This is a genomic window from Variovorax paradoxus, from assembly GCF_030811855.1.
Lineage (GTDB): Bacteria > Pseudomonadota > Gammaproteobacteria > Burkholderiales > Burkholderiaceae_C > Variovorax > Variovorax paradoxus_L.
On sequence record NZ_JAUSRN010000015.1, the window covers coordinates 60,689 to 74,753 of the forward strand.

At 65.9% G+C, this 14,065-nt stretch carries 17 protein-coding genes; 12 read left to right on the forward strand and 5 right to left on the reverse strand.

Annotation, left to right across the window (positions count from 1 at the left end; all coding sequences use genetic code 11):
• The first annotated feature begins 105 nt into the window (after positions 1-105).
• From J2X92_RS23860 to J2X92_RS23875, 4 genes are read left to right on the forward strand one after another with little or no spacing between them, the layout of a single operon-like run.
• Positions 106-975 (forward strand): methionine ABC transporter ATP-binding protein, encoded by an 870-nt coding sequence (locus tag J2X92_RS23860; protein WP_307579392.1) that lies wholly within the window; start codon positions 106-108, stop codon positions 973-975.
• Positions 968-1,630: a methionine ABC transporter permease gene (locus J2X92_RS23865; RefSeq protein WP_055803217.1), complete on the forward strand. Its 663-nt coding sequence runs from the start codon at positions 968-970 to the stop codon at positions 1,628-1,630. Before J2X92_RS23860 ends, J2X92_RS23865 begins: the two co-directional genes overlap by 8 nt.
• 29 nt (positions 1,631-1,659) lie before the next feature.
• A complete protein-coding gene (locus J2X92_RS23870; protein WP_307579394.1) occupies positions 1,660-2,481 on the forward strand; it encodes a MetQ/NlpA family ABC transporter substrate-binding protein in 822 nt (273 codons plus the stop codon).
• 21 nt (positions 2,482-2,502) lie between these two features.
• Positions 2,503-2,859, forward strand: a complete 357-nt coding sequence (locus J2X92_RS23875; RefSeq protein WP_307579396.1) for a hypothetical protein — start codon at positions 2,503-2,505, stop codon at positions 2,857-2,859.
• A gap of 200 nt (positions 2,860-3,059) precedes the next feature.
• On the opposite strand, the gene J2X92_RS23880 is transcribed toward J2X92_RS23875, so the two are convergent.
• Positions 3,060-3,959, reverse strand: a complete 900-nt coding sequence (locus tag J2X92_RS23880) for a LysR family transcriptional regulator (RefSeq protein ID WP_307579398.1) — start codon at positions 3,957-3,959, stop codon at positions 3,060-3,062.
• A 129-nt stretch (positions 3,960-4,088) separates the two neighbouring features.
• Here J2X92_RS23880 and J2X92_RS23885 point away from each other — a divergent pair, with 129 nt between their 5' ends.
• Positions 4,089-5,099 carry an aldo/keto reductase gene (locus J2X92_RS23885; protein ID WP_307579400.1) on the forward strand — a complete coding sequence of 337 codons (1,011 nt, stop codon included), beginning with the start codon at positions 4,089-4,091 and terminating at the stop codon, positions 5,097-5,099.
• A gap of 44 nt (positions 5,100-5,143) precedes the next feature.
• A complete protein-coding gene (locus J2X92_RS23890) occupies positions 5,144-5,860 on the forward strand; it encodes an aspartate/glutamate racemase family protein (RefSeq protein ID WP_307579402.1) in 717 nt (238 codons plus the stop codon).
• Positions 5,861-5,863: 3 nt separating this feature from the next.
• Here J2X92_RS23890 and J2X92_RS23895 read toward each other — a convergent pair whose 3' ends face one another.
• Entirely contained in the window at positions 5,864-6,793 is a 930-nt protein-coding gene (locus J2X92_RS23895) for an alpha/beta fold hydrolase (protein ID WP_055803250.1), read from the reverse strand.
• 116 nt (positions 6,794-6,909) lie between these two features.
• Between J2X92_RS23895 and J2X92_RS23900 the strand changes: the two genes are divergently transcribed.
• From J2X92_RS23900 to J2X92_RS23915, 4 genes are all read left to right on the forward strand, one after another.
• Positions 6,910-7,971 (forward strand): aldo/keto reductase, encoded by a 1,062-nt coding sequence (locus tag J2X92_RS23900; RefSeq protein ID WP_307579404.1) that lies wholly within the window; start codon positions 6,910-6,912, stop codon positions 7,969-7,971.
• Between the two features lie 22 nt (positions 7,972-7,993).
• A complete protein-coding gene (locus J2X92_RS23905) occupies positions 7,994-8,485 on the forward strand; it encodes an aminoacyl-tRNA deacylase (RefSeq protein ID WP_307579406.1) in 492 nt (163 codons plus the stop codon).
• Positions 8,486-8,567: 82 nt separating this feature from the next.
• Positions 8,568-9,203 (forward strand): glycerol-3-phosphate 1-O-acyltransferase PlsY, encoded by a 636-nt coding sequence (plsY, locus tag J2X92_RS23910; protein ID WP_307579407.1) that lies wholly within the window; start codon positions 8,568-8,570, stop codon positions 9,201-9,203.
• Between the two features lie 5 nt (positions 9,204-9,208).
• Positions 9,209-9,562: a RidA family protein gene (locus J2X92_RS23915; protein ID WP_307579409.1), complete on the forward strand. Its 354-nt coding sequence runs from the start codon at positions 9,209-9,211 to the stop codon at positions 9,560-9,562.
• 10 nt (positions 9,563-9,572) lie between these two features.
• On the opposite strand, the gene J2X92_RS23920 is transcribed toward J2X92_RS23915, so the two are convergent.
• Together J2X92_RS23920 and J2X92_RS23925 are read right to left on the reverse strand one after the other, a co-directional pair.
• Complete coding sequence (locus tag J2X92_RS23920) at positions 9,573-10,214, reverse strand: retropepsin-like aspartic protease family protein (protein WP_307579411.1); 642 nt, start codon at positions 10,212-10,214, stop codon at positions 9,573-9,575.
• A gap of 7 nt (positions 10,215-10,221) precedes the next feature.
• Positions 10,222-10,707, reverse strand: a complete 486-nt coding sequence (locus tag J2X92_RS23925; protein ID WP_028259207.1) for a YajQ family cyclic di-GMP-binding protein — start codon at positions 10,705-10,707, stop codon at positions 10,222-10,224.
• A gap of 45 nt (positions 10,708-10,752) precedes the next feature.
• Between J2X92_RS23925 and murB the strand changes: the two genes are divergently transcribed.
• A complete protein-coding gene (gene murB, locus J2X92_RS23930) occupies positions 10,753-11,805 on the forward strand; it encodes a UDP-N-acetylmuramate dehydrogenase (RefSeq protein ID WP_307579413.1) in 1,053 nt (350 codons plus the stop codon).
• Positions 11,805-12,650: a glycine-rich domain-containing protein gene (locus J2X92_RS23935; RefSeq protein ID WP_307579415.1), complete on the forward strand. Its 846-nt coding sequence runs from the start codon at positions 11,805-11,807 to the stop codon at positions 12,648-12,650. The genes murB and J2X92_RS23935 overlap by 1 nt, the downstream gene beginning before the upstream one ends.
• Before the next feature lie 74 nt (positions 12,651-12,724).
• On the opposite strand, the gene argG is transcribed toward J2X92_RS23935, so the two are convergent.
• The gene (gene argG / locus J2X92_RS23940; RefSeq protein ID WP_055803273.1) at positions 12,725-14,065 is read right to left on the reverse strand and encodes an argininosuccinate synthase; all 1,341 of its coding nucleotides are present in this window, start codon (positions 14,063-14,065) and stop codon (positions 12,725-12,727) included.

A 14,065-nucleotide genomic window follows, 5' to 3' on the forward strand; every position in this document is an offset into this window, starting at 1 on the left:
AAGCACGCGACGATTTGTTCGTTCCCTTTCGGCGCCTTTGTTTTCATACTCGGCCCCTTTTTGCGAACCTTCGCGGTCGGCTCCGCGCCCGCCGCTGCCTTTTTTATGAGCAACCCTTCCTCCGACACGGGCCGCGGCAACGCAGAGCCTGTGATCCGTCTTCAATCGGTGCAGAAATCATTCGCACTGCCCAGCGGCGAGGTGTTCGACGCCGTGCAGTCGCTTTCGCTAGACATCCACCCCGGCGACGTGTTCGGCCTGATCGGCAAGAGTGGCGCGGGCAAGTCGACCCTGCTGCGCCTCATCAACCTGCTGGAGCGGCCCGATGCGGGCAAGGTCTTCGTCGGCGGGCGCGACCTCACCACGCTTTCGCGCCGCGAGCTGCGCGACACGCGGCAGAACATCGGCATGATCTTTCAGCAGTTCAACCTGCTGCAGAACGCCACGGTGTTCGACAACGTGGCCTTTCCGCTGAAGATCCACGGCCGGCATTCGCGCGCCGAGATCGATGCGCGGGTGCGCGAATGCCTGGCGCTGGTAGGCCTGGCCGAGAAGATCGATACCTATCCGGCGCAACTCTCGGGCGGCCAGAAGCAGCGAGTGGCCATTGCACGCGCGCTGGCGCCGCGGCCGCAGGTGCTGCTGTGCGACGAGCCCACCTCGGCGCTCGACACCGAAACCACGCGCGCACTGCTCGAAACGCTGCGCGACATCAACCAGAAGATCGGCGTCACTATCGTCATCGTGACGCATGAGCTGTCGGTGGTCGAGGTGCTGTGCCGCAACGTGGCCATCCTGGAGAAGGGCCGGTTGGTCGAGCAGTTTGCGGTCGATGCGCCGAGCGAAGAGCGCCAGACGGCATTGGGCCGCGAGATCGACGAACTGGTGCGCCGCCGCGAGCGCGAGGCGCGCGAACCTGTCGAGCCGCGCCCGACGTCGTTGCGGCGCAACCCGGAGGAGGTGGCCTATGTTTGAGAATATCGCCCCCATCCTCCCCGAGCTGTGGACTGCCACGGGCCAGACCTTTTTGATGCTGGCCATCGGCCTCTCGGCCGCGGTGCTCATCGGCGGGCCGCTGGGCATTTTGCTGTTCCTGCTGGGGCCGGGCCAGTCGCTCGAAAACAAGCCGGCGTTCCTGGTGCTCAACTGGATCGTGAACACCGTGCGCTCGTTTCCTTTCATCATCCTGCTGGTAGCACTGGTGCCGTTCACGCGCGTGATTGCGGGCACCTCCATCGGCCCGCTGGCGGCCGCGGTGCCGCTCTCGTTCGCGGCCATTCCGTACTTTGCGCGGCTGGTCGACCAATGCCTGCGCGAAGTGCCGCGCGGGGTGATCGAGGCGGCGCACGCCATGGGCGCGTCGGAGCTGCAGATCGTCTGGCGCGTGCTGGTGGTCGAGGCGCGCTCGGGCCTGGTGCTGGCGCTCACGGTGCTGGCGGTGAGCTTTCTTTCCTACTCGGCCATTGCCGGCGTGGTGGGCGGCGGCGGCATCGGCGACCTGGCCATCCGCTACGGCTACTACCGCTTCCAGACCGACGTGATGGTGCTCACCGTGGCGCTGCTCGTGGTGCTGGTACAGATCCTGCAATTCGTGGGCAACACCACGGCGCGCAGGCTGGACAAGCGTTGAATTTTTGTTCCCTTCCTTTTTTTGATCTCATGAAAACCGCACTGCTGCGCCGCTCCGTCCTTGCCTTGTCTCTGATTGCCCTGTCGTTCGGTGGGCTTTCGCTGGCACAGGCCCAGGAAGCCAAGAAGAACCTTGTCATCGGCGGCACCGCCGGCTCCAACATCGACCAGCTCAAGGCCGGCATCGTGCCCATCCTCGAGAAGAAGGGCTACAAGGTGAAGCTGGTCGAGTTCAACGACTACGTGCAGCCCAACCTCGCGCTCGCGCAGGGTTCGCTCGACGCCAACTTCTTTCAGCATCAGGTCTATCTGAAGAAGTTCTCGGCCGACCAGAAGCTCGACCTGGCCGAACTGGTGCAAGGCCCCATTGCGCCGCTGGGCGTGTACTCGACCAAGCGCAAGACGCTGGCCGAAGTGAAAGATGGCGACCGCTTCACGCTGCCCAATGACCCGAGCAACCTGGCCCGCGCGCTGGTGCTGTTGGAGCAGAACAAGCTCATCACCATCAAGCCCGGCGTCGACCCGCTGCGCGCGTCTGAAAAAGACGTGGCCGAGAACCCGAAGAAGCTCAAGTTCATTCCACTTGAAGCCGCGCAGCTGCCGCGCTCGCTGGGCGACACCGAATACGCGATCGTCAACGGCAACTTCGCGATCTCGTCGGGCCTGAAGCTCAACGAGGCCGTGGCGCTGGAGAAGACGCCCGATCACTACCTCAATGTGGTGGCCGTGAAGAGCGCCGACAAGAACACTGCCTGGGCCAAGGACATTGTGGAGGCCTACCATTCGAAGGACTTCAAGGCCGTGGTCGACACCAAGTTCCAGGGCTATGCCAAGCCCAGCTTCCTGCAATAACTCTCAGGCAAAAGGACGCCCATGCCCGTGCTCGCTGTTTTCGACGCCGAAGGAAACTGGCGCGACACGCATGTGTGCGACGGCTGGATCAACGAGCACCTGGCTCGGCAGGGTGTGGCCTGGGGCCGCGAAACCGCGCCGCAAGGGCAGCAGGTGCTCGACCGTGCGGCGCTTGTCTACCTGCCCACGCAGGACGGCTATCTGGGCCTGCTGTTCGAAGCCGGGGAATGGGTGGCGCTGCCGGCCGACAAGCCGCATTTCTTCGATGCCGGCGAGGCGAAGTCGTTCGATGGATTGCCCGCCGCGCTGCCGCTGTTCGAGGCCTTCGTCGAACAAGTGCTGTCCCTCACGGGCAACGACGCCGACGACGACGCGTGAAACAATACCCAAAGCCTTCTGACCTTCTCCCTCCCCTCCCGGGGGAGGGTTGGGTGGGGGCACGACGGCGTTCAAAACAGGCCGTCGCTGAATACGGGAGCCGCCCCCATCCCAGCCTTCCCCCAGAGGGGGAAGGAGCAATACCGAGGACCCCCTGACTTTCTCTCTCCCTCCCGTGGGATGGTTGAGGTGCCTGTGCCTCAGTGTTTCGCCTCGTTCTTCAGAAAGTCGACAAAAGCCCGCAGCGGCGCCGGCATGTGCGTGCGGCTCGGGTAGTAGAGAAACGGACCCGAAAAGCTTTGCCACCAATCCTCCAGCACCGGCACCAGCGCACCGCGGTCGAGCGAGGGTCGCAGGTATTCGTCGAAGGTGTAGATGAGGCCCAGGCCCGATTCGGCCGCATGCAGTTCAAGATCGATCATCGACGCCACCAGCGGCCCGCTCGGCGTGATGCGCACGGTCTTGCCCTTGCGCACGAAGCCCCAGGCCGCGAGCACGCCGCTCGGAAAGCGGTGGCCGATGCAGGCGTGCTGCAGCAGGTCGGTCGGGTGCCTGGGCGTGCCATGCGCCACCAGGTAGCGCGGTGACGCGGCGGCCACGAAGCGCTGCACGCGCGGGCCGAGCGGTACCGCAATCATGTCTCGCGCGATGCTCTCGTCATAGCGAATGCCGGCGTCGAAGCCGGCCGCGAGCACGTCGATGAAGGTGTCGTTGGTCGTCACCTCGAGCGTGATGCCGGGGTGCGCGGCCAGGAAGCGGCTGGCCAGTGGCGGCAGCACGCGCTGCGTCACGATGGTCGGCACGTTGAGCCGCAGCGTGCCGGTGGGGCTGTCGCGAAAGTTGTTAAGCGTGTCGAGCGCGCCCGAGATGTCGTCGAGCGCCGGCGCAATGCGCTCCAGCAGCCGCTGGCCAGCCTCGGTGGGCGTCACGCTGCGCGTGGTGCGGTTCAAAAGCCGCACGCCCAGTTGCGCCTCGAGCCGGCGCATGGCCTCGCTGAGCGAGGAGGGCGACACGCCGCGCAGCGCGGCGGCGCCGCGAAAGCTGCGCGCCCGCGTTACTGCCATGAAGGCGCCGAGGTCCGAAAGGTCGGGGTCGGTCATGAAAGCGGATTGTGCGGTTTTTTGCACAGCTCGTGCAGTGCTGGACGGATTATCGAACGAGGTGCTTTCTTCCAGACTACCGCCATACCGCTAGCAACCGCATGCGGCCTTCAACGAAAGGAAGCTGAAATGAACACACGTCAACTCGGGGCCACGGGCCCGAAAGTCTCCGCCATCGGCCTCGGCTGCATGGGCATGTCGGCGCTGTACGGCCCCTCGGACCGCACCGAAAGCATCGCCACCATTCATGCCGCCATGGACGCGGGCATCACGCTGCTCGACACCGGCGACTTCTACGGCAGCGGCCACAACGAAATGCTGATCGGCGAAGCGCTCAGGGGCCTCAAGGGCTCGCAGCGCGACGCGGCCCTGGTCAGCGTGAAATTCGGTGCCCTGCGCGATCCGGCCGGCGGCTGGAGCGGCTACGACGCGCGGCCCGAAGCAGTGAAGAACTTTCTGGTCTATTCGCTGCAACGGCTTGGCGTGGATCACATCGACATCTACCGCCCGGCGCGGCTCGACCCCAACGTGCCGATCGAAGACACCGTGGGCGCCATTGCCGACATGGTGAAGGCCGGCTACGTGCGGCACATCGGGCTCTCGGAAGTGGGCTCGCACACCATTCGCAAGGCGGCGGCCGTGCACCCGATTGCCGACCTGCAGATCGAATATTCGCTGATCTCGCGCGGCATCGAGGATGACATTCTTGCGACCTGCCGAGAGCTGGGCATCGGCATCACGGCCTATGGCGTGCTGTCGCGCGGGCTGATCAGCGGGCATTGGAAGAAAGAGGGCGCGGGTGCTGCGGACTTCCGTACGCACAGCCCGCGCTTCCAGGGCGAGAACGTCGAGCGCAACCTGACGCTGGTCGATGCGCTGCGCAAGATCGCGGACGCCAAGGGCGTGACGGTCGCGCAGATTGCCATTGCATGGGTGGCCGCGCAGGGCGAAGACATCGTGCCGCTGGTGGGCGCGCGGCAGCGCACGCGGCTGGGCGAAGCGCTGGGCTCGCTCGGCATTGCCTTGAGCGCGGACGATCTCGCAGCCATCGAACGTGCAGTGCCAAAGGGCGCCGCGGCCGGTGAGCGCTACGCCGCCGCGCAGATGGCGCATCTGGACAGCGAGGCTAGCCACGCCTGATCGGTCAGGCGGGCATGGCGGCATTCTTTTTTGTAGGATGCGCCATGACCCAGCACATCGGAATCGTCGGATGCTCCGCCGAAGGCGCGGCGCTTTGCTACCAGACCATCTGCGTGGAGGGCGCCCAACTGCTGGGCCCGCATGCGCACCCCGAAGTCTCGATGCACACGCCGTCGCTTGCCGACTACATGGCGCACATCTACCGCAACGACTGGCGCGGCGTGGGCGAGGTGATGCTCGCTTCGGCCAACAAGCTCGCGAAGATTGGGGCGAGCTTTCTGGTCTGCCCTGACAACACCATTCACCAGGCGCTGCCGTTCATCGAAGCGCGATCACCGCTGCCGTGGCTGCATATTGCCGAATGCGTGGCCGACGAGGCCGCGCAGCGCGGGTTCAAGCGCCTGGCCATCACCGGCACGCGCTGGCTGGTGGAGAGCGAGGTCTATGCCGAGAAGCTCTCTGCCAGGGGGCTCGAGTACGTTCGGCCTGCTGTCGATGAACGCGAAGAGATCAACCGCATCATCATGGAAGAGCTGGTTTGCGGTGTCTTCACGCCCGATGCGGTCACGGCGTTCCGCCGCGTCATCCAGCGCATGAAGGACGAGGACGGCTGCGATGCGGTCGTTCTCGGCTGCACCGAGATTCCGCTCATCATGAATGACGTGAACTCGCCGCTTCCAACGCTCGATTCGACGCGGCTCCTTGCACGCGCCGCGTTGCAGCGCACGGTGCAGGGCCGCGCCGCGGCTGAAGAGCCCTGAACCTCAGCCCGCCAGGAACTGCTCGATCAGCCCGGCCACGCGCTGCGGCTGGTCGTGGTGCAGCATGTGGCCGGCGTCTTCGAGCCGCTCGATGCGCACCGAAGGCACGGACCGGAGGCGCTCATGGAACTCGTCCAGCGTGTAGCGGTTTTTCCACCACCCCTGCAGGCTGTCGTCCGCGGCTTCGATCATGAGCGTGGGCGCCGAGATCCGCGCATAGAGCGCGAGGGTTTCATCGACCCGGAAGATGTTGGCGTTGATGATCTTGTGCCCGGGGTCGCCGAGGATTTGCCAGCGCTCGCTGCCGTCGGCCTGCACCTGCAACGCGGACCAATGGCTGGCGAGCCAGTTGGCCTTGTCGGGCGTGAGGCGCGGATTGGTCTTCATGAGCCGCCGCGCCACGCCGTCCACGGCGGAGTAGCCGGCCAGCGCCATCTCGCCGCGGTGCAGCCGCTTGAGCTCGTCGATCCATTGGCCGTAGCGCCCGGGCGCTTCTTCGGGCTTGCGCGCCGGCATGCCGAAGCCTTCGAGGTTGACGAGGCGGCGGATGCGCTCGGGCCTTGCGCCGGCGTAGTGCATGGCGACGTTGCCGCCCATGCTGTGGCCGACCAGGTCGACCGGCCGCGCCGCGTCGCCTTCGCCCGCGTAGTGGTCGAGCAGCCATTCGAGATCGGCCATGTAGTCGGGCAGCCAGTAGTTGTCGACGCCGCCGCCGTCGGTGAGGCCGAAGCCGCGCCAGTCGGGTGCGACGATGAAGCGCTCTTCGGCCAGCGCATCGACCACGAACTGCCAGGAGGCGGCCACGTCCATCCAGCCGTGCAGAAGCACCAGCGGCGGCCGTGCGGCCGAGGGCTCGCCCCAGAGGCGCACGTGGTAGCTGAGGTTGCGCACGGGCACGAATTCGCTGCGCGAGGGACGGAGGGCTTGGTACATGGGCGTCGATGATAAGGAGCCCGGCGCCGGCGCGCAGTCCGGCACAGGACAGCCCTTCGCTCGGCTTTTTGGCGCGCGGCCAGCGCATTGCGGGGGAGGGCGGTAGCATCCCGCGCATGAAAAAAATCCAACTCGGCCAGAGCGACCTGCACGTCACCCCGATCTGCCTGGGCACCATGACCTTCGGCGAACAGGTGGACGAACCCACTTCCCATGCCATTTTGAGCCGTTCGCTCGAGCGCGGCGTCGATTTCATCGACACGGCCGAGATGTACTCGGTGCCCACGCGGCAAGAAACCTTCAGCGTCACCGAAACCATCATCGGCCACTGGTTTGCGGCCAACCCCGGTGCGCGCCAGAAGATCACGCTGGCCACCAAGGTGGCCGGCCCGTCGCGCGGCATGCCCTGGGTGCGCGCAGGCAGCGGCATGACGCCCGAAGACATCGAGGCCTCGTGCAATGCGAGCCTCAAGCGCCTGAAGACCGACGTCATCGACCTCTACCAGATCCACTGGCCCGAGCGCCACGTGCCGGCCTTCGGCAACATCTATTACGACCCCGCCAAGGAAAGCTCGAAGACGCCCATCCACGACCAGCTCGAAGCGCTCGGCAAGCTGGTGAAGGCCGGCAAGGTGCGCGCCATCGGCCTCTCGAACGAGACGCCCTACGGCGTGCACGAATTCGTGCGGCTGGCCGAGCAGCACGACCTGCCGCGCGTGGCCGCGGTGCAGAACGTCTACAACTTGGCGAGCCGCGGCCTGGAGAATGGGCTCGACGAGACGATGCACCGGCTGGGCGTGTCGCTGCTGGCGTATTCGCCGCTGGCCTTCGGCCTCTTGACCGGCAAGTACGACCAGAGCGGCATCGAGGGGCCCGACGCACCCAAGGGCGCGCGCATTTCGAGCTACGAGTCGGTGCGCAAGCAACGCTGGGGCCGCCCCGACGCGCTGAAGGCCGCGCGCCTGTACAACCAGCTCGCGCGCGACAACGGCCTGACGCCGGTGCAGCTCGCGCTGGGCTTCTGCTACACCAAGTGGCAGGTGGCCAGCACGATCATCGGCGTGACCACGCTGGCGCAGCTCGACGAAGACATCGACGCCTACGGCACCACGCTCTCGCCCGAGGTGCTGGCCGAGATCGACAAGATCCGGTGGGAGATCCGGGATCCGGCGGCGTGAGCGCCGCGCCAAAGGTGCACCCTTGAGCAAGAAGGCTCACGTTTCGGAAACCCCAGCTACGCAGCTGCTGCGCGCGAACAAGGTCGCGTTCACCGAGCATCCGTATGAGTACCTGGAACACGGCGGCGCGCAGCACAGTGCCGAGGTGCTGGGCTTCGATCCCTTCACTGTCGTGAAAACGCTGGTGATGCAGGACCAGGATGTCAAGCCGCTGATCGTGCTGATGCATGGCAACCGCACGGTGTCGACCAAGAACCTGGCGCGGCAGATCGGTGCCAAGTCGGTCGAGCCGTGCAAGCCCGAAGTGGCGCAGCGCCACAGCGGCTACATGGTGGGCGGCACCTCGCCCTTCGGCACGCGGCGCCAGATGCCGGTCTACATCGAGTCGACCATCCTCGAACTGCCCAGGATCGCCATCAACGGCGGGCGACGCGGCTACCTGGTGGGTATCGACCCGCAGGTGTGCGTCACCTTGCTGGCGGCCAAGCCGGTGCAGTGCGCGCTGGCAGAATAGCCGGCCCGCCGGCCTGAGAACGGCGGCACCCCTTCTGTCCGAATCAGCGAATAAGAACATCCATCCTTCGTGGAGCGCCGCCTTGAGCTTTCATTTGCCTTCCCTCCTGGCCATCGTGGCCTCCTACCTGATCGGCTCGCTGTCCTTCGCGGTCATCGTGAGCAAGTCGCTCGGCATGGCCGACCCGCGCAGCTACGGCAGCGGCAACCCGGGCGCGACCAACGTGCTGCGCTCCGGCAACAAGGGCGCGGCATTGGCCACCTTGCTGCTCGATGCGCTCAAGGGCTGGCTGCCGGTGTTCCTGATCCGCCACTTTGGCGCGCAGTTCGGGCTGGGTGAGGGCGTCGCCGCGCTGGCGGGCCTGGCGGCCTTTTTGGGCCATCTGTACCCGGTGTTCTTCAGCTTCCAGGGCGGCAAGGGCGTGGCCACGGCGGCGGGCGTGCTGGTGGGCATTGCGCCCTGGCTGGGGCTGGCCACCGGCGCCACCTGGCTGATCATCGCGGTGTTCTTCCGCTATTCGTCGCTGTCGTCGCTGGTGGCGGCCTTCTTTGCGCCGGCGTATTACCTTCTGGGCGGCAACATTGCGTGGCCGCTCGACCGCACGGTGCTGATTGCGATCATCATCATGAGCCTGCTGCTGATCTGGCGGCACCGCGAAAACATCCGCCGGCTCGCGGCCGGCACGGAGTCGAAACTCGGCTCGAAGAAAAAGGCTTGAACATCATGGCATCCATCACCCGCTTCCACGTCGGCCCGCGCCTCTCTGAAACGGCCGTGCATAACGGCACCGTCTACCTCGCGGGCCAGGTGCCCGACGACACCACGCAGGACATCCGAGGCCAGACCACGCAGGTGCTGGACATGGTCGACCGCCTGCTGGCCGAGGCCGGCAGCGACAAGTCGCGCATCCTCATGACGCAGATATTTTTGGCCGACATCACCGACATCACGGCCATGAACGAAGTGTGGGATGCTTGGATTCCCGCCGGCAACACGCCGCCGCGCGCGACGGTGGAGGCCAAGATGGCCAATGCGGCCTACAAGATCGAGATCGTGGTCACGGCCGCGCAGGCCTGACGCTCGCTGTTCAGTACCGTTTTTCGAGGACCATCTGGTCCGCGTCGCGCCGCATTGAGAAGCGGTTGATGAAGCTGTTGCCCAGCAGCACGAAGGGCATGGGCTGCGGTGAGACGATGGCGTCGATGTCGTACACCTCGACGTCGCCCACGCGCACCGATTGCAGCCGCAGCTTGTAGCCCTGGGACACGCCGTTGGCGGTGTTCATCTGGACGCGCTGGCCCTTGCTGTAGTCCAGCCCGATGCGCTGCGCATCGGCGGCCGACAACGCGATCGAGGTGGCGCCCGTGTCGAGCATGAAGGTGACGGGGCGGCCGTTGATGGCGCCTTGCGTCATGAAGTGGCCGCGGCTGTCGGCCGGCAGCACGATGCGGCTGCCGCCGCCCGTTCCCCCTCCGCCGCCAATGCTCACGGGCGTGTCCATGCGCAGGTTGAGGCGCTTGCCTTCGAGCTCGACCACCGCCTGCTCGGCCTGCAGCGACACGAGCTTGACGCCCTGGAAGGTCTCGCCGACGGCCACGGTCTTGGGCGGAGCGCCGTCGACGATCAGGATCGCGCGGCTGCCGATGGTGCCTGTCAGCATGACGGAGCTTGCCGCATGCGCCCCTGCAGCGGCAGCCAGGAGCTGCGCTGCGACGACCAGGGATTTCATTTGCAGATCAGTCGCGGAAGTTGTTGAACGACAGCGGCATGTCGGGCACGTCTTTCTTGATGAGTGCCATGGCGGCCTGCAGGTCGTCGCGCTTGGCGCCGGTGATGCGCACCGCATCGCCCTGGATGGCGGCCTGCACCTTGAGCTTGCTGTCCTTGATGATGCGGGTGATCTTCTTGGCCTGCTCGGTTTCGATGCCGCTCTTGACCTTGATGACCTGCTTGACCTTGTCGCCGCCGATTTTCTGCACGTCGCCCTTGTCGAGAAAGCGCACGTCGACACTGCGTTTGGTGAGCTTGGCGCGAAGAATGTCTTCCACCTGCACAAGCTGGAACTCGGCGTCACCGATCATGGTGATTTCCTTGTCCTTGAGCTCGACGGCGGCGGCCGTGCCCTTGAAATCGAAACGCGTTGCGATTTCCTTGGCGGTGTTTTCGACCGCGTTCTTCACTTCGGGCAGATTGGGTTCGCAAACGGTATCGAAAGACGGCATTGGGCTCCTCCTGGAATCGCGGGTGCTGGATGCGACAATTCTCCCATGATCGTGGAGAACAACGTCCCGCTGCAGCCGTACAACAGCTTCGGCATCGTCGCGCGCGCGCAGAACCTGGTGCGCATCGCCAGCGAAGGGGACGTGGCCGAGCTGCGGGCCGATCCGCGCTGGCGCGACGCACCCCGTTTCGTATTGGGCGGGGGCAGCAACATCGTGCTCACGGGCGACGTGAAGCCATTGGTGCTGAAGGTCGAGATCAAGGGGCTGCGGCTGGTCGAAGAGACCCCGCGCGCCTGGATCGTGGAGGCTGGCGCGGGCGAGGTCTGGCACGACGCCATTCAGTGGATGCTCGCCAACGGCTATCCGGGGCTCGAGAACCTGGCGCTCATTCCGGGCACGGTGGGCGGCGCGCCGGTGCAGAACATCGGCGCCTACGGGGTCGAGCTGCAAGACCGTTTCGATTCGCTCGACGCCATCGACCTGGACACCGGGCTTAGCTTCACCCTGGACGCTGCGCAATGCGCCTTCGGCTACCGCGACTCGGTGTTCAAGCACGTGCGCAGCGGGCCGAACGATTTCGGGCTTTCGGGCCGGGCGCTCATCAGCCGCGTGCGCTTTCGCCTGGCCAAGCCCTGGAAGGCGGTGGTGGGCTACCTCGACCTGGAACGCAAGATGGAGGAAAACGGCAACTTCACGCCCAGCCCCACCGACGTGTTCGACTGGGTCTGCGCCATCCGCCGCGCCAAGCTGCCTGACTGGCGCGTGCTCGGCAATGCCGGCAGCTTCTTCAAGAACCCGACCGTCACGCCCGAGCAGTGCGCCGACATCATTGCGCGCGACCCGAAGATCGTGCATTACCCGATGGCCGATGGCAGCATCAAGCTTGCGGCCGGCTGGCTCATCGACGCCTGCGGCTGGAAGGGCAAATCGGTCGGCAATGCCGGCGTCTACGAGAAACAGGCGCTGGTGCTGGTGAACCGCGGCGGCCTCGAAAACCCGGTGACGGGCGGCGAGGTGATGACGCTGGCCAAGGCCATCCAGACGAGCGTGTACGAGCGCTTCGGCATCCGGTTGGAACCGGAGCCGGTGGTCGTCTGATGGACCTCGACTTCCTGCACCTGAATTACCGGCGGCGCATTGCCGCCCTGATCTGGGCCCGCCGAGCCATTGTGCTGGGCGCCTTGGTCGCGGTGTTCCTCACCTTCCGAAGTGGCGGCCGGTTTGTGCTGGTGCCGTTGGTCCTGGGTGGATGGCTTTTTGCCGCCACGCTGGGCTTCATGGAATCCAGCCTGCGCCGCCAGTTCATCCGCGAGGCGCGCATGCCGCCGTTCCTCATCGGCAAGCTGCGCGCCGCACACCCCGGGCTCAGCGTTCGCGACGCCGAACTGGTGCTGCGCGGCCTGCGCCAGTTTTTCATGGCCCATCTGCGCAGCGGCCGCAAGTTCGTCGCCATGCCGTCCAAGGTGGTCGACACCGCGTGGCACGAGTTCATCCTGCACACGCAGGGCTACCAGAACTGGTGCAAGGCGGCCTTCGGCGGCATGCTGCACCACAGCCCGGCGGAGGTGCTGGGCAAGGACCCGAAGCGCAACGATGGCCTGCGCCGCAGCTGGTATTGGGCCTGCAAGGAAGAAAGCATCGACCCGCGCAAGCCGGCTCGCCTGCCGCTCTTGTTCGCGCTCGACGTGAAGTTCGGCATTCCAGGCGGCTTCGACTACGTGCCCGACTGCAAGGCCGTCGACCGGCACAACGGCTCCGACGCCCATTGCGGCACCAGCTTTGGCGACTCGTCGTCCTCATCGGATGGCGGCAGCTCGGGCGATGCCAACGGCTTTGGCGGCAGCGAATCGAGCGGCAGCAGTGACGGCGGCGGAGGAGGGGATTCTTCCGGCGGTGACGGGGGCGGCTGCGGTGGTGGTTGCGGCGGGGGCGGTGGCGACTGACCGGCAAGCACGCACCGCGCACCATGCAAAACGGGCCCCGAGGGGCCCGTTGTCATTGCAAGAAGCGCGTCGGCTTACTTGCTCTCGTCGTCGTTCGAGAGCCGCGGCACCGAGGTGCCCTGGCCCGGGGACAGCAACCCGGTACGGGTGTAGATCGCCAGCTTCTCGCGCGTGTCGACGATGTCGAGGTTGCGCATCGTGAGCTGGCCGATGCGGTCCAGCGGCGTGAACGCCCCGGCAACCTTTTCCATGCTCAGCCGTTCGGGCTGGTAGGTGAGGTTGGGCGAGACGGTGTTGAGAATCGAGTAGTCGTTACCGCGACGCAGCTCGACGGTCACTTCGCCGGTGATGGCGCGCGCCACCCAGCGCTGGGCCGTCTCGCGCAGCATGATGGCTTGCGGGTCGAACCAGCGGCCCTGGTAGAGCAGGCGGCCGAGCTTGCGGCCGTTGTCGCGGTACTGCTCGATCGTGTCTTCGTTGTGGATGCCGGTCACCAGGCGCTCGTAGGCAATGAACAGCAGCGCAAGGCCGGGTGCCTCGTAGATGCCGCGGCTCTTGGCCTCGATGATGCGGTTCTCGATCTGGTCGCTCATGCCCAGGCCGTGGCGCCCGCCAATGCGGTTGGCTTCCAGGATCAGGTCGACAAGGTTTGCGTACTCCACGCCGTTCAAAGCGACGGGGCGGCCTTCCTCGAAGCGCACGCTGACCGTTTCGCGCTTGACCTCGACTTCGTCTTTCCAGAACGCGACGCCCATGATCGGCTGCACGATCTGCATGCCGCTGTCGAGGTTCTCCAGGTCCTTGGCCTCGTGCGTGGCGCCGAGCATGTTGGAGTCGGTGCTGTAGGCCTTCTCGGCCGACATCTTGTAGCCGAAGCCGGCCTTGGTCATGAACGCCGACATCTCGGCGCGGCCGCCGAGCTCGTCGATGAACAGCTGGTCGAGCCAGGGCTTGTAGATCTTGAGGGCAGGGTTGGTGAGCAGGCCGTAGCGGTAGAAGCGCTCGATGTCGTTGCCCTTGTAGGTGCTGCCGTCGCCCCAGATGTGGACGTCGTCTTCCTTCATGGCCGACACCAGCATGGTGCCCGTCACCGCGCGGCCGAGCGGCGTGGTGTTGAAGTAGGTGACGCCGGCGGTGGTGACGTGGAAGGCGCCGGCCTGCAGAGCGGCAATGCCTTCGTTGGCGAGCTGCGCGCGGCAGTCGATCAGGCGCGCGTTCTGCGCGCCGTATAGCATCGCCTTGCGGGGAATCTCGTCGTAGTCGGGCTCGTCGGGCTGGCCGAGGTTGGCGGTGTAGGCGTAGGGAATCGCGCCCTTCAGCTTCATCCAGTGCAGCGCGGCGCTGGTGTCCAGGCCGCCCGAAAAGGCAATGCCGACCTTCTGGCCGGCGGGAACGTTTTGGAGAATGGTCGACAT